Below are 22,259 nucleotides of genomic sequence, written 5' to 3'. Positions count from 1 at the left end.
TCCCGGTCTTTAGAAATGGGTGCAGTGGTGGGGGCTTTTCTTGTGCTGCGTCAGCCTGTGGCCCGGTCCGAAGGATGGCCGGGCATCATGTCATAGGGATGCTTCCACCCCGGCAAAGCGGCGATCTGGTCCAGCCAGCGGTTGATATGCGGCCAGTCCGCGCGGTCAAATCCGAAGGGTTCAGGGTAGTAAAGATAGCCGCAGCAAGACAAATCAGCGATCGTCACCTGATCCCCGACGATCCAGTCTGAACCGGCGAGGTGGTCATTCAGGATTTTGTAAGAGGATTTCAAGCGTGCCTGATTGAAGTCAATCACCGCTGCGGGGCGTTTTTCTGGCGGCAGGAAATTCATCAAAAAGCGCGTCGGCCCGGCGACGCCGGACAGCTTGTGATTGTCCCAGAACATCCAGCGCAACACATCGCGCCGTTCGGCGGCAGACCGCCCGCCAAGCTTGCCGGTCTTGGAACTGATGTAATCGAGGATCACCGCCGATTGGCTGAGCGTGGTATCGCCATCAACCAGAACCGGCACCTCACCCATCTCGTTGATCTCGCGAAAGGCAGGGCTGCGGGTTTCACCGTTGAAGAAATCAACGAAGACAGGCTCCCAATCCATCTCGGCCAGCGTGAGGGCAAGCGCCGCCTTGTAGGCATTGCCGCTTTCGCCAAAACAATAGAGTTTCGCACTCATTCAATCGGTCTCCTGTTGATGGGCCGGGCGGGGGTTTCACACCCCCGCACCCCCGTGAGGTATTTTCGCCAAGATGAAGAAGGTTTTGTTAACCATCCCGGCGTATCGTCAGTGGTGCGGTACAGGCTGAGGAGCCGATGACCGCCCAAGGTGAAGTCGCCCCGGTCTTGATGTGAAGCGCTCACATGGGTTGGACCGATCCCCTGAACCGGGGCGCATTCGCTTTATTTCATCTTGGCAAAAATACCTGAAATCGGTTTTCGCTAAGCGAGACGTCATTTCTTTCGCGCCTCCAGTTCCGAATTGAACAGCCGCAAACGGTGGGTCAGTGTGTCTTCGTCGATCACCGAGTTGAAGTTTTCGAACAGGAATGACAGCGCTTCGCCTTCATCCAACCCCGCGTCGGTCGCGAATTTCTTCAGACGGCGATAGCCATCTTCGGTCATGGCAACCGGGAAGCGGCGGGTCAGGCGAAAGCGTTTGGGCATAGAACTCTCCGGCGGAAACGGGTGTAGGGTGGGCGATCCGCCCACCTTACCTTAGAACGCCTCTGCGGGCAGTGCCATGACGCTCTCGGCACCGGATTCGATCCGGGCAAGGTGCATCCCCGTCGCGGGCAGGTGGCGGGCCATGTAATAGCGGCCTGTCGCGATCTTGGCGTTCAGGAATTCGGCATCCCCGCTGCCCGAGGCCAGCCCGGCAAAGGCCGCTTTGGCCATGCGCGCCCACATCAGGCCAAGGCAGACATGGCCCATCATATGCATGAAGTCATACGAGCCAGACAGGGCGTTATTGGGGTTTTTCATGCCGTTTTGCATGAAATACATCCCCGCCGCCTGCAAATCCTTCGACGCCGCTTTCAACGGGTCGGTGAAGGGCTTCATCTGGGCATCATCTTGATTTTCCTTGATGAAAGCCTTGATCATCTCGAAGAAGGCCATCACATGCTTGCCGCCATCCTGCGCCAGTTTGCGGCCGACCAGATCCAGCGCCTGAATGCCATTCGCGCCTTCATAGATCTGCGCGATACGGGCATCACGGACGAACTGGCTCATGCCCCATTCTTCGATATAGCCGTGGCCTCCGTAAACCTGCTGCGCCTGCACAGCCATCTCGAAGCCTTTGTCGGTCTGGAAACCCTTGATCACCGGGGTCATCAGGGAAATCAGCCCTTCGGCCTCGGCATCCCCCAACCGCACGGAACGGTCGATCAGATGCGCGCCCCAGAAGGTAAAGGCCCGCGCGCCTTCGACAAAGCTTTTCTGATCCATCAGGTTGCGGCGGATATCGGGGTGCACGATCAGCGGGTCAGCCGGGCCATTGGGGTTTTCAACCCCCGTGACCGCGCGGCCCTGCAAACGGTCCTTGGCATAGGCCACCGCGTTTTGATAGGCAGCCTCGGCCACGGCATAGCCTTGCAGGCCCACACCCAGACGCGCCTCGTTCATCATGGTGAACATCGCCCGCATGCCCTTGTGCAGATCGCCAAGCAGCCAGCCTTTCGCGCCATCGTAATTCATCACGCAGGTCGCGTTGCCGTGGATGCCCATCTTGTGCTCGATAGAGCCGACCGACACGCCGTTGCGTTCCCCCAGCGAGCCATCGTCATTGACCAGAAACTTCGGCACGATAAACAGGCTGATCCCTTTGGTGCCTTCGCCGCCGCCGGGGGCCTTGGCCAGCACCAGATGGATGATGTTTTCGGCCAGGTCATGCTCCCCCGCCGAGATAAAGATCTTCTGCCCCGAAATGGCGTAGGAGCCATCGGCCTGCGGTTCCGCCTTGGTGCGCATCAGGCCCAGATCGGTGCCGCAATGCGGTTCCGTCAGGTTCATGGTGCCGGTCCAGTCACAGCTGACCATCTTGGGCAGATATTTGGCCTTTTGCTCATCGGTGCCATGTGCGTGGATTGCAGAATAGGCCCCATGGGTCAGGCCCTGATACATGTTGAACGCCATATTGGCCGAAACGAAAATTTCGCCCACAGCCGAACCCATCAGATAGGGCAGGCCTTGGCCGCCGTATTCGGGGTCGCAATCCAATGCGGTCCAGCCGCCCTCTTTCATTGCGGCAAAGGCCTTGTCGAAGCCTTTGGGCGTGCGCACAACGCCGTTTTCCAGCGTGCAGCCCTCTTGATCGCCCGAGGCGTTCAGCGGGGCCAGCACGTCGCGCGCCACTTTGCCTGCTTCTTCCAGAACCGCCGAGGTGAAATCCGCTTCCAGATCCGCATACCCCGGCACGTCGGAGTCTGCGACTTTCAGCACATCCTGCAACAGGAACTGCATGTCTTTGACAGGGGCGTTATAGATTGGCATCGGTTCTCTCCCTTGGGTCGGTTCTGTGCGCCTTTGGATCAGGCGGCGGATTGGGTCGCGGATCGGGTTTCGGTGGCGGCGGCATAGCTTTCATACAGGGCCGCGCCATCGTTCAATTCGACTTTCAACTCGGCAATGGCCTCGATCAGCTCGTCGCGTTGTTGTTCCATCTGGGCCAGACGCTCTTGCGCCAGCTTGTAGGTTGTCAGGTATTGCGACCGCTCAGAGCCTTCGCGGTCATACATGTCCAGCAATTGCCGGATATCTTCGAGACTGAAACCAAAGCGCTTGCCGCGCAGGATCAGCTTCAGCCGCGCGCGGTCGCGGCGGTTATACAGACGCTTGGTGCCTTCGCGCTTGGGGAAGATCAGTTCCTTGGCCTCATAAAACCGCAGCGTGCGCGGGGTTACGTCGAACGCATCGCACATCTCGCGGATCGTCATCGTGGTGTCTGTCGTCATTGTCACTCTCACTTGCCTAACAGGGCATTGCGCCCTTTCCGTTAGGTCAGATGGGGGCCTTGACCGAGTCTTACCAGACGAATTGACGTTAACGTCACTGTAACGTCACGTCAGAGTTTTGCTGACGTAATGTTAAGCAAGAAATCCCAAGGAAGGGTTTAGATTTCTTTCGCGGCCGTATCGCGCAGCGCCCGCAAGTCAGCGATGGCGACATCCAGTTCCTTGCGCTGTTTATCCAGTTCGGCAAGCTGGCGGTCGGCCAGATCAAGCCACGCCTGCATCTGCGGTTTGGTGCCTTTCTGGCGGTAAATCAGCAGCCATTGCCGAATTTCCTCAAGGCTGAAACCAAAGCGGCGGCCGCGCAGAATCAGGGTCATGCGGGCAATTTCACGCGGGCCATACCAGCGCGCGCGGCCTTCTTTTTCAGGCTCCAGCAGTTCGATATATTCGTAATAGCGCAGGGTTCTGGGCGTCACGTCAAACTTGGCGCACATTTCTTTGAAGCTTAGGCGTGTGTCTGGCATGTCGCATTCCCCCCTCGCGAAAAGACTAGGCCGATGCGCGTTGCGTTGCAATCGCATAGCTGCGCAAATCAGGGCAGGGGTTGCAGCTTGCGGCGCAATGGGGAACATGGGCCGAAACCAGAGGGGCAAAAGATGACGGAACCAAGAACCTTTGTGCGCCAGTTTATCGAGGCTTTGCCGCATTCCAGTGCCTTGGGCATGGAGTTGGAACTGCTGAAGGACGGCGTGGCCGTTGTGGCAATGCCCTATGACACCCGTTTTATCGGTGATCCGGCGACCGGGGTTATTCACGGCGGCGCGGTATCGGCGCTGATGGATACGGCCTCGGGGGCGGCGGTGATGTGCCACCCTTGCCAGCCGGTTGCCACTGCCACGATTGACTTGCGCATCGACTACATGCGCCCCGCCACACCGGGCCAGCGGATCACTGCGCGTGCGGAATGTTACCACGTCACCCGCTCGGTCGCCTTTGTCCGCGTCACCACCACGGATGAGGATACCGATCGCCCGGTCGCCACCGCAACCGGTGCCTTTACCCTAGAGCGTGCAAAAGGGTCCGCAAAATGAGCAAACGCCCCCGCCCCGAACCCGTGCAAGTTATCAAGCAGCGCCGCGATGCTGCCCTGCACCGCCTTGTCGATGGCGTGCCCTATATCCAGTTTCTGGGCATCCACTTTGACCGTCGCGGCGATGAACTGACCGCGGTTTTGCCCTTTGACGAAAAGCTGATCGGCAACCCAATGCTGCCTGCGCTGCATGGCGGGGCCACGGCGGCTTTTCTGGAAGTGGCCGCGATCATCGAACTTAGTTGGTCGATGCTATGGGAAGATATGGAACAAGGCCGTCTTGACCCCAGCAGCCCCGCGGCAATGGCCCAATTGCGCCTCCCAAAGACCATTGATTTCACGGTCGACTATCTGCGCTCGGGCCTGCCGCGCGATGCCTATGCCCGCGCGCGGATCAACCGTTCGGGCCGCCGCTATGCCAGCGTGCATGTCGAGGCATGGCAAGACAACCGGACCAAGCTTTTCGCGCAGGCAACCGGCCATTTCCTGATGCCCAGCCGCGAAGATGAACCCGACCCCAGCCATATGCTCGCGACCTGAGGTGGCATGACCGAGATTTCCCACAGCCGCGTGTTACAGGTGGCGGTGCCCATCGTGCTGGCGAATGTGACGGTGCCGCTGTTGGGCGTGGTCGATACGGCGGTGGTGGGCCAAATCGGGCTGCCCGCCCCCATCGGGGCCGTGGGGCTTGGCGCGGTGATCCTGTCGTCGATCTACTGGATTTTCGGCTTTCTGCGGATGGGCACCACCGGGCTTGCCGCGCAATCCATCGGGGCGGGGACTGCGGCGGAAACCACGGCGATCTTGCTGCGGGCCTTGCTGATCGGGGCGTCGGCGGGGTTGGTTTTCATCCTGCTGCAAGTGCCGATCATCTGGGGCGCCCTGTGGCTGTCACCGGGCAGCGCCGAGGTGGAAACACTGGCGCGCGGGTATCTGTCAATCCGCATCTGGGGCGCGCCCGCAACCATCGCGCTTTATGCTGTGACAGGCTGGCTGATCGCGACAGAACGGACGCGCGCGGTGTTGGTGCTGCAACTCTGGATCAACGGGGTGAACATCGCGCTGGATATCTGGTTCGTGCTGGGGCTTGGCTGGGGGGTGAATGGCGTTGCCATCGCCACGCTGATGGCGGAATGGTCGGGGCTGGCGCTTGGCCTTTGGCTGTGCCGCAGCGCCTTTGGTGCGGCACTGGCCCCCGCCTTGTCACGGCTGCGCGATGCGGCGGCACTGGCGCAAATGGCTTCGGTGAATGGCGATATCATGATCCGCTCTGTGCTGCTGCAACTCAGCTTCACCAGCTTTCTGTTCTTTGGCGCGGGCCTGGGCGATGTGACCTTGGCCGCTAATCAGGTCCTGATGCAGCTTCTGACCGTTGCGGCCTTCTTTCTGGACGGTTTCGCCTTTGCCGCCGAGGCGCTGGTGGGCCAAGCGGTTGGCGGGCGGTCGGTGCGGGCGGCGCGGCGGGCCGCGATTGTCAGCACGCAATGGGGCGTGGGGGCGGTGGCCTGCCTGTCGCTGTGTTACCTGCTGGCCGGGCCTGCGATCATTGATCTGATGACCACCGCGCCACAGGTGCAGCAGGTCGCCCGCGACTATCTGCCATGGCTTATCGCGGCACCGCTCATCGGGGTCTGGGCCTGGATGCTGGATGGCATTTTCATCGGCGCCACCCTGACGCGCGAGATGCGGCAAACCATGCTGATCTCGGTCGCGGTCTATGCGTTTGCGTTGCTTTTGTTGCTGCCGCTGCTGGGCAATCACGGGCTTTGGGCGGCACTCATGGTGCTGAACCTGACGCGCGGCATCACCATGGCGCGGCAATGGCCCAAGGTCGAAGCCCGCGCCAAACAGGGCTAACCCCCCCTTGTGACCTCGGCCAAAATGTCGCATTCCCGCCAAAGCGGTCGGATTTGACCCTTGGACGCACAGCCCATGGCCACAGACTTTGGGCTGCAAGACACAATGCAAAAGGACGGAGCAATGACATCCCATTCCAACGACACACCTGATGTCGAACCCATCCCCGAGCCGGAAGGCAAGACAGAACTGATCGAAACTGATTTTGAGATTGGTCAGGACAATATCACCACCAAACTGATCTTTGACTTTGATATCCACAACCCGGTGTTCCCGCTTTCGGCGCTGGCCATCGTGGCCTTTACCTTTGCCACGATGATGTTCCAGACCGAGCTGGAGCCGATGTTCACCGCGCTGCGCAATGGTCTGACGGGCAGCCTTGACTGGTTTTTCCTGCTGTCGGGCAATGTGTTTGTGCTGTTGTGCCTGTTCCTGATCGTCTCGCCCTTGGGCAAGGTGCGCTTGGGTGGGCCTTTGGCCACGCCGGATTATGGCTATATCGGCTGGTTCGCGATGCTCTTTGCCGCCGGTATGGGCATTGGCCTGATGTTTTATGGCGTGTCCGAGCCGATGTCGCATTATTCCACCGCCTTCGGTGGGATTGCGGTGGGCGAGGATGGTATGCGCACCGATTGGGCACCGCTGGGCGGGGCCGCAGGCGACATCGAAGGCGCAAAGCGTCTGGGCATGGCGGCAACGATTTTCCACTGGGGCCTGCACCCTTGGGCCATTTATGCCGTGGTGGCGCTGGCCTTGGCTTTGTTCGCCTATAACAAAGGCCTGCCGCTGACCCTGCGCAGCTGCTTTTACCCGATTTTCGGCGAACGCATCTGGGGCTGGCCGGGGCATATCGTAGATATTCTGGCGGTTTTTGCCACCATCTTCGGGCTTGCCACCTCGCTTGGCGTGGGTGCGCAGCAAGCGGCGGCGGGGCTGGATTTCCTCTTTGGCTTTGGCACGTCGAACGGGATGCTGATTTTCCTGATCGTCTTCATCACCCTGATCGCGATTGTCTCGGTGGTGCGGGGCCTTGATGGCGGTGTGAAAATCCTGTCAGAGTTGAACATCGCGCTGGCGGCTTTGCTGCTGGTCTTTGTCATCGTGGTCGGGCCGACCCTGACCATCGTCAAGGATTTCTTCGCCAATCTGGTCGCCTATGGCCAATATCTGCCCGCGCTTTCCATGCCCTTCGGGCGTGAGGATGCCAATTTCGCCTCGGGCTGGACGGCCTTTTACTGGGCGTGGTGGATCAGCTGGTCGCCCTTTGTGGGCATGTTCATCGCCCGTGTCAGCCGGGGGCGCACCGTGCGCGAATTCCTGATTGCAGTGCTGATCGTGCCCACGGTGCTGTCGGTGCTGTGGATGACCGCGCTGGGCGGCACCGCGATTGAACAACTGGTTGCCGATGGCTTTACCGGGGTGCAGGACGCCGCGCTGGAGCTGAAACTGTTCCAGATGTTGACGCAACTGCCGCTGACCGCGATCACCTCGTTCATCGGGATCATTCTGGTCGTGGTGTTCTTTGTCACCTCGTCCGACAGTGGCAGCTTGGTGATTGATACGATCGCGGCAGGCGGCAAGGTCAATGCCCCGGTGGCGCAGCGTATCTTCTGGGCCTCGTTCGAAGGTTTGGTTGCGATTGCGCTGCTGCTGGGCGGGGGGCTTGCGGCCTTGCAGGCGATGGCGGTTTCGACCGGATTGCCCTTCACCTTCGTGCTGCTGGCGGCCTGCTATGCCATCGTCAAAGGCCTGATGAACGAACGCGCGGTGTCCTGACCCGCGATGCACCCACAAAAAGCCCCGCGCCTTGCGGGGCTTTTCTTTTGTCCGGTCAGCGCCGGATCAAGCCAAACAGGGCCGAGGCCCCCCAGCCTGCCGCAATCGCCAGAACCAGCGACAACAGCCCATAGATCAGCGGCTGTTCATGCGCCAGATTGTGAATCCAACGTTCCAACCCGTCTTTGTTGACCTTGATAATCTCTTCATGGCTGTCAATCACGGCCCCATCCCGGGTGATGAACAGCCGCACCTTGTAATCGCCTTCGGTCAAATTGGCGGGCAAGGCAATATCGGCGCGGAACAGGGTCGATTCCAGCAGTTTCACCGACGATTCGGACAGCGCGTAATCGCCTTCCTCGCGGCGCAACCGGATCAGCGCATCCAGAAACAGCGGCGAATCCTCGGCCTCGGCGGCGATGCCGACCGCCCGGATCGCGCGGGGGATGGTGATCTGATGCCGCAGGTTTTCGGTTTCCGACAAGGCCTCCTCCAGCGGGGCCGAGGAGGCGATGGCGTAAAAGCTGGGCGCGCGGCTGATGGTCACGGCATCGGTGTTCATCCAGATGCCGAACCTACGTTCCTTGCGCCGCACCACCAGCGGGCCAGAGGGGCCTTGCACGGTGACAACAACTTCCAGCGGGGCGGTATCAGGGATCGGGGCCTCGCGCCGCACCGCGCCATAAATTAAAATCTCTGATCCGGAAAAATTCGTGGTAATCGCCACAAGGTTCTGGCTTAGCCCGGCCACGATGGTTTCGCCGCTCGGGTCGTCCTGCGCGGCCACCGGGCTTGCAAGCAACAGCAGCAGGGCAAGCGCGCGGATCATGGTGCCCCCAAAGCGATGGAATACACCTCGGACGGGGTCAGCAGCAGGCCCAAGGCAATGCGCAAGCACACGGCCAGCACCATCAGCGCCAGCAGAACGCGCAACTGCTCTGCCCGCAGCATCACCCCGATCCGCGATCCGATCTGCGCGCCCAACACGCCGCCGATGATCAGCAATAGGGCCAGCACCATATCAACCGTCTGGCTGGCGACCGCATGCATTACCGTGGTGAACGCGGTGACAAAGATGATCTGAAACAGCGATGTGCCGACAACCACCTTGGTCGGCATCCCCAGCAGATAGATCATGGCAGGCACCATGATGAACCCGCCGCCTACCCCCATGATGGCCGACAAAAAGCCAACCGAGGCCCCCGCCAGCATAGGCGGAATAACCGAGATATACAGGCCAGAGGCGCGAAACTTCATTTTCAGCGGCAGTTTATGCACCGCATAATGCACATGCGCGCGGCGGATCGGGGCGTTGGGTTTGCGTGACCGCAGCAAGGCGCCCAAGCTTTCCTTCAGCATCATCGCGCCGATCAGGCCGAGAAACAGCACATAAGACAGCTGCACAAACAGGTCGATCTGCCCCAGCGTTGTCAGCCAGGCAAAAACCCAGATCCCAAGCGCCGAGCCGATAAGGCCACCGACCAGCAGCACCAGCCCCATGCGGAAATCAACCGCCTTGCGTTTCAACTGCGCCAAAACCCCGGACACGGATGAGGCAACAACAAGGTTGGCGCCGGTCGCCACGGCGACCGCCGGGGGAATGCCCATGAAGAACAGAAGCGGCGTGATGATAAACCCGCCGCCAACGCCGAACATGCCTGACAGTATCCCCACAATGCCGCCCAAACCCAAAAGGGCAAAGGCGTTGACTGAAAGTTCAGCAATGGGCAGGTAAAGCTGCATAAGGGGCAATCAACGCAATGTTTTCAGGCGAATAACGCAATGCGTCGATGACGCGGTGCAGTCGGGCGGGGTCGGCATTGGATGAAATTGCGCCGCTTGTGGGGCGATGTCAAACCCTGTTAAGGGCGTGGGGGGCGCTCTGACGTCATTGGCCCCAATTTCCCCCTGAAACTGGCCTTATGCCATCGCCCGCAGCGCCGCCCGCAAGATTTTTTCCAGCTTGGCCGCCCCCAGCGGGGCCATGGCCTTGGTATGCTCGTGGCTGATGTTTTCCTCGGACAGGCCCGCCGCCATATTGGTGATGGTCGATACCGCCACAGCGCGCAGCCCAAGAAAACGCGCCAGAATCACCTCGGGCACCGTGCTCATGCCAACGGCGTCGCCGCCCAAAATCTTGATCGCGCGAATTTCGGCCGGGGTTTCAAAACTGGGGCCGGAATACCACGCATAAACCCCTTCGGGCAGCGGGATGCCGCAGGTCTTGGCTGCGGCCTGCAAGGCGGCGCGCAAGGCCGGGTCATGCGCGTCTTTCATCGGCACGAAACGCGCATCTGTCTTTTCCCCGATCAACGGGTTCAGGCCGGAAAAGTTGATGTGATCTGACAACAGCATCAGATCACCGGGCTGAATATCGGCGCGCAGCGACCCTGCGGCATTGGTGGCCATGACCGCCTCGGCGCCCAATGCGCGCAGCACCTCCAGCGGCAAGCGCATCGCTGCCGGATCGCCGCTTTCATAGTAATGCGCCCGCCCGCCGAACACGGCCACGCGCACGCCTTCCAGATCACCGATCACAAGGTTCGGGTTATGCCCCGAAACCCCCGCATGCGGAAACCCCGGCAAATCGGCATAGGGAATGGCAACCCCTTGCACCGCGCCCGCCAGATGCCCCAAACCGGAGCCAAGGATCAGGCCCAGCTTCACAGGCTCTGCCCCCGCAAGGTTGCGGATCTGCGCCGCCAGCGCCTCAGCGTTCTTTGACATAGGGTTCCCCCCCGGCAGAGGGTGGCCGCGCCTTGCCAATAAAGCCTGCAAGGATCACCACGGTGATGATATAAGGCAGGGCCTGCACGAATTGCGAGGGGATGGCGAAAAGCCCAAGGTCGATACTGGGGAAACGGTTGCCGACCGCCTCCAGAAAGCCAAAGAGCATGGTCGCCCCCAGCGCATACCAAGGCCGCCATTTCGCAAAGATCAGGGCCGCCAGCGCGATAAAGCCGCGCCCCGCCGTCATCTCTTTGCCAAAGCCTGCGGCCAGTCCCAGCGCCAGATAGGCCCCGGCCAAACCGCACAGCACACCGCAAATCGCCACAGCGCTATAGCGGATGCCGATCACCGAAACCCCCGCCGTATCCACCGCCGCCGGGTTTTCCCCCACCGCCCGCAAGCGCAGGCCAAAGCGGGTGCGATAGAGCAACCACGCCGACGCAGGCACACAGGCGATCGCCAGATAGACCAGAACCGAATGCCCCGAAATCAGCTCGGCATAAATCGGGCCGATGATGGGCAGCGGCGCAATCGCATCAGCAAAGGGCAGGGTGATCGCTTCAAACCGGCCTTCGCCTGTCAGGGCAGGGGTGCGGCCGCCAAGGCCAAACCATTTTTGCCCCAGCAGCACCGTCAGCCCCGAGGCCAGAAAGTTGATCGCCACGCCCGAAATCAACTGATTGCCCCGGAAGGTGATCGAGGCCAGACCATGCACGCCCGACAGCAGCAGCGAGGCGAATATCCCCGCCAGCACCCCCAGCCAGACCGACCCGGTCACAGCCGCGACAGAGCCTGCCAGAAAGGCCGAGGCCAGCATCTTGCCCTCCAGCCCGATATCAAACACGCCCGCGCGTTCCGAAAACAGACCCGCAAGGCAGGCAAACAGCAGCGGCGTTGCAAGCCGCACTGTGCTGTCCAGAATCTGGATCAGGGTTGCGAAATCCATCACGCTTTCCCCTTTCGCAGCAACAGGAACAGGCTTTCTACCGGTTTGCGCACCATATTATCCATGGCCCCGGTGAACAGAATGACCAGCGCCTGAATAACGATGATCAACTCTCGCGGGATCGTCGTCCACAGGGCCAGTTCCGCCCCGCCCTGATACAGAAACCCGAACAGGATCGCGGCCAGCAGCACACCCACCGGATGGCTGCGCCCCATCAGGGCCACGGCGATGCCGATGAACCCCGCCCCCTCGACCGAGTTCAGCAGCAACCGCTGCGCCTCGCCCATCACGGTGTTGATCGCCATCATCCCAGACAGCCCGCCCGAAATCAGCATGGCATACATGGTGATGCGCACCGGGTTGATGCCTGCGTAAACGCTGGCCTTTTCCGATTTGCCAAAGGCGCGTAGCTGATAGCCCAGCCGCGTGCGCCACATCAGCAGCCACACACCGACACAGGCCACAAACGCGATCAGCAGGCTGATATTGGCCGGGTTGCGGTTGTTGAACGGAATGCCCACCAGCCCCAGAATATCGCCCAGACGCGGCAATTTCAGCGCGGGGTCAAACCGGGCCGAGGCGGTATCCATCGCCCCCGCAGGCCGCAGCACCGTAACCAGCACATAGATCATCAAGGCGGCCGCGATATAGTTGAACATGATGGTGGTAATCACCACATGGCTGCCGCGCTTGGCCTGCAAATAGGCCGGAATCGCCGCCCAAGCCGCGCCAAACAGCGCCGCCATTCCCGCCGCCCCGATCAGCGCCAGTGACCAATGCGGCCATGGCACGAACAGGCAGGCCAGCGCCACGCCAAGCCCGCCTAGGGTGGCTTGCCCCTCGCCGCCGATATTGAACAACCCGGCTTGAAAAGCGACCGAAACCGCCAGTCCGGTAAAGATGAAGTTGGTGGCGTAATACAGCGTATACCCCCAGCCATAGGTGGACCCAAGCGCGCCCGTAATCATCAGCTTCATCGCGGCCACGGGGTCTTCGCCAATCGCAAGGATCACGAGGCCCGAAATCACAAAGGCAATCAGCAGGCTGATCAGCGGCACCAGTATGGCATCGGCCCATTTTGGCATCGCGGTCATTGCACCACCCCCGCCATCAACAGGCCCAATTCGCGCTCATCCGTGTTGGCGGGGTCACGCTCGCCCATCAACTGGCCGTCAAACATAACGGCAATCCGGTCCGAAAGGCTCATGATCTCATCCAATTCGACCGAAACAAGCAGCACTGCCTTGCCCGCATCACGCAGCGCGACGATCTGCTTGTGAATAAATTCAATCGCGCCGATATCGACGCCGCGTGTCGGCTGGCCGATCAGCAGCAGGTCGGGGTTGCGGTCCATCTCGCGGGCGACGACGATCTTTTGCTGGTTGCCGCCGGAAAAGCTTTTGGCGGCCAGCGTCGGGATTGGCGGGCGCACGTCATAGCGTTCCATCTTGGATATGGTATCGGCGCGGATGGCGTCATTATCCATGAACAGCGCCGATTTCTGGTATTCCGGCGCGTGGTGATAGCCAAAGGCCACATTTTCCCAAGCCGTGAAATCCATGATGAGGCCCAGATGCTGCCGATCCTCTGGCACATGGGCGATGCCGCGCGCGCGGCGGGTCTGGCCATCGGCGGCGGCGGTCAGCGCAATGTCTTGCCCGTTCAGCCGCACGGTTCCGGTGCCCCGCGCAATGCCGCCCAACACTTCCAGCAGTTCGGATTGGCCGTTGCCCGCCACGCCTGCAATGCCCAGAATCTCGCCTGCGCGGATGGTCAGGGAAATGCCTTTCAGGCGCTCTATCCCCGCCTCATCCCGCACCCGCAGGTTTTCCACCTCCAGCACCATCGCGCCCGGTGTCGCAGGCTTTTTCTCGACCGAGAGCAGAACCTTGCGGCCCACCATCAACTCGGCCAGTTCCTCGGGGCTGGTGTCTTTGGTCTTGACGGTCGCGGTCATCTGCCCGCGCCGCATCACAGATACCGTGTCAGTGATCTCCATAATCTCGCGCAGCTTGTGGGTGATCAGGATCACGGTCTTGCCCTGATCTTTCAACCCTTTCAAAATGCGGAACAATTGGTCGGCCTCTGCCGGGGTCAGCACGCCAGTCGGTTCGTCCAGAATCAGAATATCGGCCTGACGATACAGCGCCTTCAAAATCTCTACCCGCTGCTGATGGCCGACAGACAGGTCTTCGATCACGGCATCGGGGTCGACATCCAGTTCGTATTCGCGCGCAAGCTCGGTCAGGGTTTTGCGCGCCTGTGCCATCGCACCGCGAAGCATGGCACCGCCTTCGGCCCCAAGGATCACATTTTCCAAAACGGTGAAATTCTGCACCAGTTTGAAATGCTGAAACACCATGCCGATCCCGGCGCGAATGGCGCTTTGGCTATCGGGGATGGGGGTCAAATTGCCGGAAATGTAAATCTCGCCCGCGTCGGCTTTGTAAAACCCGTAAAGGATCGACATCAGCGTCGATTTGCCCGCGCCATTCTCACCGATGATCCCGTGGATGGAGCCTTTGGCAACCTGAATCGAGATATCCTTATTGGCCTGCACCGGGCCAAAAGCCTTGGAAATCCCGCGCAGCTCAATCGCCAGCGGGGCCGCGTGGGGGGCGGCAGTTTCCTGCCGCCCCGAATTGCTTGGCACTGACATTTAGAACGTCAGGGCGGGGCAAGTTTCATCCGACATATAGTCGTGCACAACCAGTTCGCCCGAGGCAATCTTGGCCGAGGCTGCGTCCACAGCAGCTTTCATTTCTTCCGAAACCAGTGCCGCATTGTTGTCGTCCAGCGCATAACCAACGCCGCCCGCCTTAAGGTCCATCACCTGCACGCCCGGCTCCAGATCGACGCCTGCCTTGAAGGCTTCGTAAACCGCGTTATCCACACGCTTGAGCATGGAGGTCAGAACCTTGCCCGGATGCAGGTGGTTCTGGTTGCTGTCCACGCCGATCGACAAAATGCCTTCATCGGCAGCGGCTTGCAGCACACCGATCCCGGTGCCGCCCGCTGCGGCAAAGATCACATCCGCGCCTTGGGATTTCTGGGCTTTGGCCAATTCGCCACCCTTCACCGGGTCATTCCAGGCGGCAGGGGTGCTGCCCGTCATGTTGGCGATCACGGTTGCATCTGCGTTCACGGCTTTCACACCTTGCGCATAGCCACAACCAAAGCGGCGGATCAGCGGAATATCCATACCGCCAACAAAACCAACCGTCCCGGTCTTGGAGGCCATGGCCGCCATCATCCCGACCAGATAGCTGCCCTCATGTTCCGTAAAGGCGACTTGCTTTACGTTGGCAAGGTCAAGCCAGTTCACGTCGATGATGGCGAATTTGGTATCCGGGAAATCCGGGGCAACTTGTGCCAGCACATCGCCAAAGGCAAAGCCGGTCATGACAACCGGGTTTGCGCCGGATTCGGCCAGACGGCGCAGCGCCTGCTCGCGCTGGGCTTCGGATTGCATCTCTAGTTCTTTATAGGTGCCGCCGGTTTCCTGTGCCCAACGCTGCGCGCCTTCATATGCAGCCTCGTTGAAGGATTTGTCGAATTTGCCGCCCAGATCAAAGATCAGCGCAGGGTCTGCCGCCGCCATGCCAGCGGTCAGCGCAAGGGTCGCCGTGGCAGCGGCGAGATGTTTCATGAGGCTCATACTATCGTCTCCCGATTGGATTTTTTGCCACCGCAAGAATCCCCCCGAAGGGGTGGGTGGGGCGTGGTCAAATTAGGGCGGGTTTGGCCGAAAGGGTCAATAGGTATTTGCACAGGCCGCAGGCGCGATTTGGCCGATTGGTCAAGTTTTGGGCGATTGGCCGGGCTGTCGTTGCGTCAAGCGGGCGGGGCCAATGATTTGGTCAGCACCAAGGCATCCACGCGCCGCCCCTCTGGCGTTTCGAAATAGGCTTTGCGGCGGCCCGCAAGGTTGTAACCCAATGAAAGATAAAGCGCGGTTGCGGGGGCGTTGTCCTCGGCCACCTCCAGAAAGGCGCTGTCTGCGCCCCTGCTGCGGGCCTGAGTGGCAAAGCCGTCCATCAGGTGGCGGGCGATACCTTGGCGGCGGTGGTCCGGGGCGGTGGCAAGGGTCAGCACCTCGGCCTCTCCGGCGACCGCGCGGCCCAGCACAAAACCACGCGCATCGCCTAAAAGGAAAACCCCGCTGCCTGCCAAAAGCGAGGCGAACTCGGCCTCGGTCCAGGGGCGGGGGGTGGTAAAGGCGGCGGCATGCAAGGCGGCAAGCGCGGCGGGTGTCATGCCGGATCATCCAAGATGCGCGGCGGCGGGTCGCTGGCGGGGACGGCATCGGCGGCGCGCATGTAAAACGGGGCAGGCGGCGGGGCGTCTTGGTCCAAGCGACGCGCGCCAATCCGGGCCAGCGCCCGCAGTCGGGTTTTGGCATCAGGGCGGATCAGCCTGTGCGGCATGCCCGCAGGCGGGTCCGGCCAATCCCCGATCAGCGTCACAGCCGGATCATCCGGCCACAGCGCCGGGTCATCCGCCGCCCGTTCGAACGGTGCCGCCAGCGCGGTTTCCCCATCATAATCCTGCACATAGACCGCCCCGCGTGAGGCAGGCAGCGCCACGCGGCAGCGCCCTTGCGCGCCATGGGCCAAAGCCTCCAACCCTGTCACGCCCACGGCCCGAACGCCAAGGCCAAGCGCCAAGCCCCGCGCTGCCGCCACGGAAATCCGGATACCGGTGAAATTGCCGGGGCCGGTGCCCACGCCCACACCGCCCAGATCGGCCCAGCGATATCCGGCGGCTGCAAGCATCTCTTCGATCATCGGCATCAGGCGTTCGGCTTGCCCCTTGGCCATTTCTTCGCGGGCCAGCGCGATGCAATCACCGCCCAATAGCAAAGCGGCCGCGCAATGCGCGGCCGTTGTGTCAAAGGCCAGAAAGGGCTTTTCAGGCGGCAACGGGCCGGACCTCCAGCACCTCGGGGATGTAATGCCGCAGCAGGTTTTCAATCCCCATCTTCAGCGTCAGTGTCGAAGACGGGCAGCCTGCGCAGGCCCCTTGCATGTGCAGGTAAACCACCCCACGATCAAAGCCGTGGAAGGTGATATCGCCACCATCCTGTGCCACAGCGGGGCGCACCCGCGTATCCAGCAACTCCTTGATCTGGGCCACGATGTCACCATCTTCGCCGGTATGCTCGGCATGGCCCGATGCGGCTTGCTCACCCTCAATCACCGGGGCGCCGGATTGGTAATGCTCCATGATCGCGCCAAGGATCGCAGGTTTGATGTGATCCCATTCCACGGCATCGGCTTTGGTCACGGTCACGAAATCATTGCCAAAGAAAACCCCCGTCACATCGCCCGCCGCAAAAATGCGCCGCGCCAGCGGGGATTTCTCGGCCGCGTCCGCGTTCGGGAAATCGGCGGTTCCCATGTCCAGCACCGCTTGGCCGGGCAGGAATTTCAAGGTCGCCGGGTTCGGCGTGGATTCGGTCTGGATAAACATCTTCTATCTCCGACTGTTCCAGTCAGATATGCGCCCGCGGCAACGACAAGTCAAGGTTTGCGCCGCGACCTTCTGGAATGATTCTAAGCAGGTCTAGCTGCCGCGATAGGTCGAATATGCGAAAGGCGAGATCAGCAGCGGCACATGGTAATGCGCCCCCGCATCCGGCACACCAAAGCGGATCGGGATTTCATCCAGAAACAGCACCTCGCCCGTCGCTTGCCCCGTGGCGCGCAAATAGTCACCCGCGCAGAACACCAGCTCATAGCTGCCTTCTGTCAGGGCAGCACCCGTCAGCATCGGCGCATCGGTGCGGCCATCATCATTGGTGACGGTTTCGGCCAGTTTCTTGTGGCTGTTACCCGAAACCCGATACAGCATGATCTTTACCCCCGCCGCGGGCTTGCCCCGCGCCGTATCCAGAACATGGGTTGTCAGTTTACCGCCGTTCATCGCTTTGTCTCCGTTTCATGTTCTGCGCATTTATCGACCATCATAGCCCGTTTTCCGGGCAAGGCGTGACCCGCAAGTTAGGCAAAAAGTCTTTCCGGTTTTTTTTGGTAATAGCACATCTGTTTCCGTAATAGACAGACAGTCAAACAATGGGGGCAATGGTGAACAGATATCCGCGCGATTTCACGGGCTATGGCGCCAACCCGCCTGATGCCGCTTGGCCGGGTGGGGCGAAAATCGCGGTTTCTGTCGTGCTCAACTATGAGGAAGGCGGCGAAAACAACGTCCTGCATGGCGATGCCGGGTCCGAGGCGTTCTTGTCCGATATCGCCGGGGCAGCAGCTTGGCCGGGCCAACGGCATTGGAACATGGAATCGCTGTATGATTACGGCGCACGCGCCGGGTTCTGGCGGTTGCACCGTTTGTTCACCACGCGCAACATCCCGGTCACGATTTACGGTGTGGCCACCGCCCTTGCCCGCAACCCCGAACAGGTTGCCGCGATGAAAGCCGCCGGCTGGGAAATCGCCAGCCACGGGCTCAAATGGGTCGAACACCGGGATATGCCCGAAGCCGAGGAACGCGCCGCCATTGCCGAGGCCGTGCGCCTGCACACCGAGGTGGTGGGCCAGCGCCCCCGGGGTTGGTATACGGGGCGCTGTTCCGTCAACACTCTGCGTCTGGTGGCCGAGACAGACGGGTTCGACTGGATATCCGACACCTATGACGATGATCTGCCCTATTGGGCCGAAATCGGCCCGCGCGACCAACTCATCATCCCCTATACGCTGGAAGCCAATGACATGCGCTTTGCCACGGCCCCCGGCTATATCGAGGGGGAGCAGTTCTTCCAATATCTCAAGGACAGCTTTGATGTGCTTTACGCCGAAGGGGCGGCGGGTGCGGCCAAGATGTTTTCCATCGGCTTGCACTGCCGCCTGATTGGCCGTCCGGGCAAGATCGCAGGGCTAATGCGCTTTCTGGATTACGCCCAGTCCCATGCCGATGTCTGGTTCCCCCGCCGCATGGATATCGCCGCCCATTGGGCCGCCACCCATCCGCATCAGCGCCGCACCCGCCCCAGCCAGATGGATCACGACAGCTTTGTCGCCCGCTTCGGTGGCGTGTTCGAACATTCCGCGTGGATCGCGTCCCGCGCCCATGCGCTGGAACTCGGCCCCGCGCATGACAGCGCCACGGGGCTGCACAATGCGCTGGCCCGCATGTTCCGCTCCGCCACCCCGGCCGAGCGTCTGGGCGTGCTGACAGCGCATCCCGATCTGGCCGGAAAACTTGCCGCCGCCAAACGGCTGACCGCCGAAAGCACCGCCGAACAGGCCAGTGCCGCGCTGGACGCGCTGACCGATGCCGAACGCGCGCAGTTTGAACAGCTTAACGCGGCCTATGTTGCCAAACACGGCTTTCCCTTCATCATCGCCGTGCGCGACAACACCAAAGACAGCATCCTCGCCGCCTTTCAAACCCGCATCGGCAATGACACGGAAACCGAATTCACCACCGCCTGCGCCCAAGTCGAACGCATCGCGGAACTGCGCCTGAAGGATATGCTGCCATGACCCGCTATTACGCGCCAACCGGTGGCCTGCCGCCGCAAACCCAATTGATGACAGGCCGCGCCATCTTCACCGATGCCTATGCCTTCATCCCGCGCGGGGTCTTCTCCGATATCGTGACCAGCTACCTGCCCGGATGGCATAAAACCCGCCTCTGGCTGATCGCGCGCCCGATGACCGGCTTTTCCGAAACCTTCAGCCAATATGTGATGGAGGTTGCCCCCGGTGGCGGCTCCGACGCGCCCGACAATGACCCCGGCGCGGAATCGGTGCTGTTCCTCACGGAAGGTGAGGTCTGGCTCTCCATCGACGGGCAGGAATATGACCTTGGCCCCGGCGGCTATGCTTATATCCCGCCCCACAGCGCGTGGCGGCTCAAGAACGCCCAGAAAACCCCGGCGCGCTTCCATTGGGTCCGCAAACTCTATGTACCCGCCCCCGGCCTCCCCGCGCCGAAACCCTTCGTGACCAGCGATGCCGAGGTGAAACCCACTCCCATGCCCGATACCAACGGCGCTTGGGCCACCACCCGTTTCGTCGACCCGACAGACCTCAGCCACGATATGCATGTCACCATCGTCACCTTCCAACCCGGCGGCGTGATCCCGTTTGAAGAAACCCATGTCATGGAACACGGGCTTTATGTGCTGGAAGGCAAAGCCGTCTACAAACTCAATCAGGATTGGGTAGAGGTCGAAGCAGGCGATTTCATGTGGCTCCGCGCCTTCTGCCCGCAAGCCTGTTACGCCGCAGGCCCCGGCCCCTTCCGCTACCTGCTTTACAAAGATGTCAACCGCCACGCCAATCTGCGCGGCCCCTTCACACCCCGCTAGCCCCTTCATCTATTCAAAAATATCCCACGGGGGTCCGGGGGTGTGAAACCCCCGGCGACCAGCCGGAAACCCAAAGGCCCAAATGTCGCGCATCATCTTCACCGAACCGCTCACCGCCACCGCCTTCGCCCCCTTCGGCGATGTGCTGGAGGTTGCGGGCCCACCGGACAAGCTGATCAACCAAGGGCTTTGCGGGCGGTTCCATGACCGTGCCAAACTCGATTTCGCTGACGCCCGCGCCGGGATTTCCATTTTCCACGCCCAGCCGCGCAGCTTGCCCTACTGCCTCGATCTGGTGGAACGGCATCCCGAAGGCTCGCAAGCTTTCATCCCGATGTCGCAGCACCCGTTTCTGGTCATCGTCATCACAGACCCAGAGGCCACGCCGCGCGCTTTTCTGACCAATGGCGCGCAAGCCATCAACCTGCATCGCGGCACATGGCATGGCGTCCTCACGCCATTGCACGCGCCGGGCCTTTTCGCCGTGGTGGACCGGATCGGCCCCACCGCTAACCTCGAAGAACATCACTTCACCCAAAGCTGGGAGGTGCATCCCCACAACACCTAACGCGACCCCTGAAAAGAACCGCCAAAAAAAGAAGCGGTTTTTCCAAAAAAGAACCCCAACACGGAAGGACATCGAAATGGCTGATACATCTCTCGGCACGCCGGAACAGCTCCGCGATCCTAACTATCTGCCCGCGCTTGGAAGTGCGGTGCCCTTGGGCATCCAGCACGTCTTGGCGATGTTTGTTTCCAACGTCACCCCTGCCATCATCGTTTGCGGTGCGGCGGGTATTGGCTTTGGCTCGGATCAGGGGGCCTTGGGCTTTCCTGATATGAATTACATGATCCAGATGTCGATGCTGTTTGCCGGCATCGCGACCCTGTTTCAAACCATCGGCATGGGGCCTGTCGGTGCGCGGCTGCCCATCGTGCAAGGCACCTCTTTCGCCTTTGTGCCGATTATGATCCCGGCGGTGGCAGGGCTTGGCACCGCCGGCTTGGCAGGGCTGATGACAGGTGTGGTCCTTGGCGGCATGTTCCACTTCTGCCTTGGCTTTGTGGTGGGCAAAATCCGCTATGCTTTGCCGCCACTCGTCACCGGGCTGATCGTGCTGATGATTGGTCTGGCCTTGGTCAAGGTCGGCATCCAATACGCCGCAGGCGGTGTGCCCTTGATGGGCAAGCCCGAATTCGGCTCGCTTGCGATGTGGACCCCGGCGATCGTGGTTGTGCTTGTCACGCTTGCGATCAAGTTTTTCGCGCGCGGCTTCATGGCGGTTGCCGCCGTGCTGATCGGCATCATCGCGGGTTATATCGTGGCTTACCTCATGGGGCAGGTGAACTTTTCCAACATCGGCCGCGCCTCTTATTTCGCTGCGCCGATACCGTTCAAATGGGGGTTTGAATTCAACGCCGCCATCGTGATCGGCATGTGTTTCATGGCCATCGTTTCGGCGATTGAAACCGTGGGCGATGTGTCCGGTATCACCAAAGGCGGCGCGGGGCGCGAGGCGACCGACAAGGAAATCTCGGGCGCAACCTTTGCCGATGGTGCAGGCACGGCGGTTGCGGGTGTGTTCGGCGGGCTGCCCAACACCTCGTTCAGCCAGAACGTCGGCCTGATCGCCATGACCGGGGTGATGAGCCGCCATGTCGTGACCATCGGCGCGATCTTCCTGATCCTCTGCGGCTTCATCCCGAAAATCGGCGCGATCATCAACACCGTCCCGATCAACGTGCTGGGCGGTGGTGTGATCGTGATGTTCGGCATGGTCTGCGCCTCGGGTGTCAACATGCTGTCTGATGTGACATGGAACCGCCGCAACATGGTAATCTTTGCCACCGCGCTTTCGGTCAGCCTTGGCTTGCAACTGGAACCGACGGCCTTGCAGCATGTCGGCAAAACCGCGCAAATCCTGCTGACCTCGGGCCTGTTGCCTGCGGCCTTGATCGCGATTGTGCTGAACCTTGTGTTGCCGGAACAGCTTGCCGACGATTGATCCGACAGTCTGACAAACAGAAAGGGCGGCCCCGTGGTGCCGCCCTTTTTCATG

General features: G+C 61.0%; 24 protein-coding genes. 8 read left to right on the top strand and 16 right to left on the bottom strand.

The genetic code is table 11. The annotated features are described in order from the left end of the window. Nucleotides 1-50: 50 nt before the first annotated feature. The 5 genes from EGN72_RS17220 to EGN72_RS17200 form a co-directional block, all read right to left on the bottom strand. Nucleotides 51-692: a glutathione S-transferase family protein gene (locus EGN72_RS17220; RefSeq protein ID WP_127049852.1), complete on the bottom strand. Its 642-nt coding sequence runs from the start codon at nt 690-692 to the stop codon at nt 51-53. A 275-nt stretch (nt 693-967) separates the two neighbouring features. Next, nucleotides 968-1,180, bottom strand: coding sequence for a hypothetical protein (locus tag EGN72_RS17215; protein WP_127049850.1), 213 nt, complete (start codon nt 1,178-1,180; stop codon nt 968-970). Nucleotides 1,181-1,231: 51 nt separating this feature from the next. Continuing rightward, on the bottom strand, nt 1,232-3,007 hold the full coding sequence (locus tag EGN72_RS17210) for an acyl-CoA dehydrogenase C-terminal domain-containing protein (RefSeq protein ID WP_127049847.1): 1,776 nt from the start codon (nt 3,005-3,007) through the stop codon (nt 1,232-1,234). A 38-nt stretch (nt 3,008-3,045) separates the two neighbouring features. Beyond that, the gene (locus EGN72_RS17205; protein ID WP_127049845.1) at nt 3,046-3,468 is read right to left on the bottom strand and encodes a MerR family DNA-binding transcriptional regulator; all 423 of its coding nucleotides are present in this window, start codon (nt 3,466-3,468) and stop codon (nt 3,046-3,048) included. 158 nt (nt 3,469-3,626) lie between these two features. Further along, nucleotides 3,627-3,992 carry a MerR family DNA-binding transcriptional regulator gene (locus EGN72_RS17200; RefSeq protein WP_127049843.1) on the bottom strand — a complete coding sequence of 122 codons (366 nt, stop codon included), beginning with the start codon at nt 3,990-3,992 and terminating at the stop codon, nt 3,627-3,629. 132 nt (nt 3,993-4,124) lie between these two features. Between EGN72_RS17200 and EGN72_RS17195 the strand changes: the two genes are divergently transcribed. The 4 genes from EGN72_RS17195 to EGN72_RS17180 all read left to right on the top strand — a co-directional run bounded on the left by EGN72_RS17195 (nt 4,125) and on the right by EGN72_RS17180 (nt 8,191). Beyond that, complete coding sequence (locus EGN72_RS17195; protein ID WP_127049841.1) at nt 4,125-4,559, top strand: PaaI family thioesterase; 435 nt, start codon at nt 4,125-4,127, stop codon at nt 4,557-4,559. Next, on the top strand, nt 4,556-5,098 hold the full coding sequence (locus tag EGN72_RS17190) for a PaaI family thioesterase (protein ID WP_127049839.1): 543 nt from the start codon (nt 4,556-4,558) through the stop codon (nt 5,096-5,098). Before EGN72_RS17195 ends, EGN72_RS17190 begins: the two co-directional genes overlap by 4 nt. 6 nt (nt 5,099-5,104) lie before the next feature. Then, complete coding sequence (locus EGN72_RS17185) at nt 5,105-6,415, top strand: MATE family efflux transporter (RefSeq protein WP_127049837.1); 1,311 nt, start codon at nt 5,105-5,107, stop codon at nt 6,413-6,415. 123 nt (nt 6,416-6,538) lie between these two features. Further along, complete coding sequence (locus tag EGN72_RS17180) at nt 6,539-8,191, top strand: BCCT family transporter (protein WP_127049835.1); 1,653 nt, start codon at nt 6,539-6,541, stop codon at nt 8,189-8,191. A 55-nt stretch (nt 8,192-8,246) separates the two neighbouring features. Here the strand turns inward: EGN72_RS17180 and EGN72_RS17175 are convergent, their stop codons facing one another. The 11 genes from EGN72_RS17175 to uraH all read right to left on the bottom strand — a co-directional run bounded on the left by EGN72_RS17175 (nt 8,247) and on the right by uraH (nt 17,792). Then, a complete protein-coding gene (locus EGN72_RS17175) occupies nt 8,247-9,020 on the bottom strand; it encodes a TIGR02186 family protein (protein WP_127049833.1) in 774 nt (257 codons plus the stop codon). After that, nucleotides 9,017-9,934: a sulfite exporter TauE/SafE family protein gene (locus EGN72_RS17170; RefSeq protein WP_127050499.1), complete on the bottom strand. Its 918-nt coding sequence runs from the start codon at nt 9,932-9,934 to the stop codon at nt 9,017-9,019. The genes EGN72_RS17175 and EGN72_RS17170 overlap by 4 nt, the downstream gene beginning before the upstream one ends. 177 nt (nt 9,935-10,111) lie before the next feature. Further along, nucleotides 10,112-10,918, bottom strand: coding sequence for a purine-nucleoside phosphorylase (locus tag EGN72_RS17165; protein ID WP_127049832.1), 807 nt, complete (start codon nt 10,916-10,918; stop codon nt 10,112-10,114). Beyond that, nucleotides 10,902-11,867: an ABC transporter permease gene (locus EGN72_RS17160; RefSeq protein ID WP_199743772.1), complete on the bottom strand. Its 966-nt coding sequence runs from the start codon at nt 11,865-11,867 to the stop codon at nt 10,902-10,904. The genes EGN72_RS17165 and EGN72_RS17160 overlap by 17 nt, the downstream gene beginning before the upstream one ends. Then, on the bottom strand, nt 11,867-12,961 hold the full coding sequence (locus EGN72_RS17155; protein ID WP_127049828.1) for an ABC transporter permease: 1,095 nt from the start codon (nt 12,959-12,961) through the stop codon (nt 11,867-11,869). Before EGN72_RS17155 ends, EGN72_RS17160 begins: the two co-directional genes overlap by 1 nt. Then, on the bottom strand, nt 12,958-14,526 hold the full coding sequence (locus EGN72_RS17150) for an ABC transporter ATP-binding protein (RefSeq protein WP_127049826.1): 1,569 nt from the start codon (nt 14,524-14,526) through the stop codon (nt 12,958-12,960). Before EGN72_RS17150 ends, EGN72_RS17155 begins: the two co-directional genes overlap by 4 nt. Then, entirely contained in the window at nt 14,527-15,525 is a 999-nt protein-coding gene (locus tag EGN72_RS17145) for a BMP family protein (protein WP_127049824.1), read from the bottom strand. A gap of 176 nt (nt 15,526-15,701) precedes the next feature. Beyond that, on the bottom strand, nt 15,702-16,124 hold the full coding sequence (locus EGN72_RS17140; protein ID WP_127049822.1) for a GNAT family N-acetyltransferase: 423 nt from the start codon (nt 16,122-16,124) through the stop codon (nt 15,702-15,704). Further along, nucleotides 16,121-16,789, bottom strand: coding sequence for a tRNA (adenosine(37)-N6)-threonylcarbamoyltransferase complex dimerization subunit type 1 TsaB (gene tsaB / locus EGN72_RS17135; protein WP_127049820.1), 669 nt, complete (start codon nt 16,787-16,789; stop codon nt 16,121-16,123). The genes EGN72_RS17140 and tsaB overlap by 4 nt, the downstream gene beginning before the upstream one ends. Next, the gene (locus tag EGN72_RS17130) at nt 16,779-17,339 is read right to left on the bottom strand and encodes a NifU family protein (protein WP_127049818.1); all 561 of its coding nucleotides are present in this window, start codon (nt 17,337-17,339) and stop codon (nt 16,779-16,781) included. Before EGN72_RS17130 ends, tsaB begins: the two co-directional genes overlap by 11 nt. Nucleotides 17,340-17,432: 93 nt before the next feature. Further along, complete coding sequence (uraH, locus tag EGN72_RS17125; protein ID WP_127049816.1) at nt 17,433-17,792, bottom strand: hydroxyisourate hydrolase; 360 nt, start codon at nt 17,790-17,792, stop codon at nt 17,433-17,435. A gap of 161 nt (nt 17,793-17,953) precedes the next feature. Here uraH and puuE point away from each other — a divergent pair, with 161 nt between their 5' ends. The 4 genes from puuE (at nt 17,954) to EGN72_RS17105 (ending at nt 22,205) form a co-directional block, all read left to right on the top strand. Next, nucleotides 17,954-19,369, top strand: a complete 1,416-nt coding sequence (gene puuE / locus EGN72_RS17120) for an allantoinase PuuE (RefSeq protein WP_127049814.1) — start codon at nt 17,954-17,956, stop codon at nt 19,367-19,369. Continuing rightward, nucleotides 19,366-20,199 (top strand): bifunctional allantoicase/(S)-ureidoglycine aminohydrolase, encoded by an 834-nt coding sequence (locus tag EGN72_RS17115; RefSeq protein ID WP_127049812.1) that lies wholly within the window; start codon nt 19,366-19,368, stop codon nt 20,197-20,199. Before puuE ends, EGN72_RS17115 begins: the two co-directional genes overlap by 4 nt. A gap of 82 nt (nt 20,200-20,281) precedes the next feature. Beyond that, on the top strand, nt 20,282-20,767 hold the full coding sequence (locus EGN72_RS17110) for an ureidoglycolate lyase (protein WP_127049810.1): 486 nt from the start codon (nt 20,282-20,284) through the stop codon (nt 20,765-20,767). 76 nt (nt 20,768-20,843) lie between these two features. Continuing rightward, nucleotides 20,844-22,205 carry a uracil-xanthine permease family protein gene (locus EGN72_RS17105; protein ID WP_127049808.1) on the top strand — a complete coding sequence of 454 codons (1,362 nt, stop codon included), beginning with the start codon at nt 20,844-20,846 and terminating at the stop codon, nt 22,203-22,205. Nucleotides 22,206-22,259 lie beyond the last annotated feature (54 nt).

Source organism: Pseudorhodobacter sp. E13 (genome assembly GCF_003991405.1).
In the GTDB taxonomy this organism is placed as follows: Bacteria; Pseudomonadota; Alphaproteobacteria; order Rhodobacterales; family Rhodobacteraceae; genus Pseudorhodobacter.
Note: the sequence above shows the minus strand (reverse complement) of the source record. Positions and strands in the feature narration are given on the sequence as shown.

Bases quoted from the DNA above. Each gene is read 5' to 3' on its own strand.
- EGN72_RS17220 (WP_127049852.1), bottom strand. From the start codon at position 692: ATGAGTGCGAAACTCTATTGTTTTGGCGAAAGCGGCAATGCCTACAAG.
- EGN72_RS17215 (WP_127049850.1), bottom strand. From the start codon at position 1,180: ATGCCCAAACGCTTTCGCCTGACCCGCCGCTTCCCGGTTGCCATGACC.
- EGN72_RS17210 (WP_127049847.1), bottom strand. From the start codon at position 3,007: ATGCCAATCTATAACGCCCCTGTCAAAGACATGCAGTTCCTGTTGCAG.
- EGN72_RS17205 (WP_127049845.1), bottom strand. From the start codon at position 3,468: ATGACGACAGACACCACGATGACGATCCGCGAGATGTGCGATGCGTTC.
- EGN72_RS17200 (WP_127049843.1), bottom strand. From the start codon at position 3,992: ATGCCAGACACACGCCTAAGCTTCAAAGAAATGTGCGCCAAGTTTGAC.
- EGN72_RS17195 (WP_127049841.1), top strand. From the start codon at position 4,125: ATGACGGAACCAAGAACCTTTGTGCGCCAGTTTATCGAGGCTTTGCCG.
- EGN72_RS17190 (WP_127049839.1), top strand. From the start codon at position 4,556: ATGAGCAAACGCCCCCGCCCCGAACCCGTGCAAGTTATCAAGCAGCGC.
- EGN72_RS17185 (WP_127049837.1), top strand. From the start codon at position 5,105: ATGACCGAGATTTCCCACAGCCGCGTGTTACAGGTGGCGGTGCCCATC.
- EGN72_RS17180 (WP_127049835.1), top strand. From the start codon at position 6,539: ATGACATCCCATTCCAACGACACACCTGATGTCGAACCCATCCCCGAG.
- EGN72_RS17175 (WP_127049833.1), bottom strand. From the start codon at position 9,020: ATGATCCGCGCGCTTGCCCTGCTGCTGTTGCTTGCAAGCCCGGTGGCC.
- EGN72_RS17170 (WP_127050499.1), bottom strand. From the start codon at position 9,934: ATGCAGCTTTACCTGCCCATTGCTGAACTTTCAGTCAACGCCTTTGCC.
- EGN72_RS17165 (WP_127049832.1), bottom strand. From the start codon at position 10,918: ATGTCAAAGAACGCTGAGGCGCTGGCGGCGCAGATCCGCAACCTTGCG.
- EGN72_RS17160 (WP_199743772.1), bottom strand. From the start codon at position 11,867: ATGGATTTCGCAACCCTGATCCAGATTCTGGACAGCACAGTGCGGCTT.
- EGN72_RS17155 (WP_127049828.1), bottom strand. From the start codon at position 12,961: ATGACCGCGATGCCAAAATGGGCCGATGCCATACTGGTGCCGCTGATC.
- EGN72_RS17150 (WP_127049826.1), bottom strand. From the start codon at position 14,526: ATGTCAGTGCCAAGCAATTCGGGGCGGCAGGAAACTGCCGCCCCCCAC.
- EGN72_RS17145 (WP_127049824.1), bottom strand. From the start codon at position 15,525: ATGAGCCTCATGAAACATCTCGCCGCTGCCACGGCGACCCTTGCGCTG.
- EGN72_RS17140 (WP_127049822.1), bottom strand. From the start codon at position 16,124: ATGACACCCGCCGCGCTTGCCGCCTTGCATGCCGCCGCCTTTACCACC.
- EGN72_RS17130 (WP_127049818.1), bottom strand. From the start codon at position 17,339: ATGTTTATCCAGACCGAATCCACGCCGAACCCGGCGACCTTGAAATTC.
- uraH (WP_127049816.1), bottom strand. From the start codon at position 17,792: ATGAACGGCGGTAAACTGACAACCCATGTTCTGGATACGGCGCGGGGC.
- EGN72_RS17115 (WP_127049812.1), top strand. From the start codon at position 19,366: ATGACCCGCTATTACGCGCCAACCGGTGGCCTGCCGCCGCAAACCCAA.
- EGN72_RS17110 (WP_127049810.1), top strand. From the start codon at position 20,282: ATGTCGCGCATCATCTTCACCGAACCGCTCACCGCCACCGCCTTCGCC.
- EGN72_RS17105 (WP_127049808.1), top strand. From the start codon at position 20,844: ATGGCTGATACATCTCTCGGCACGCCGGAACAGCTCCGCGATCCTAAC.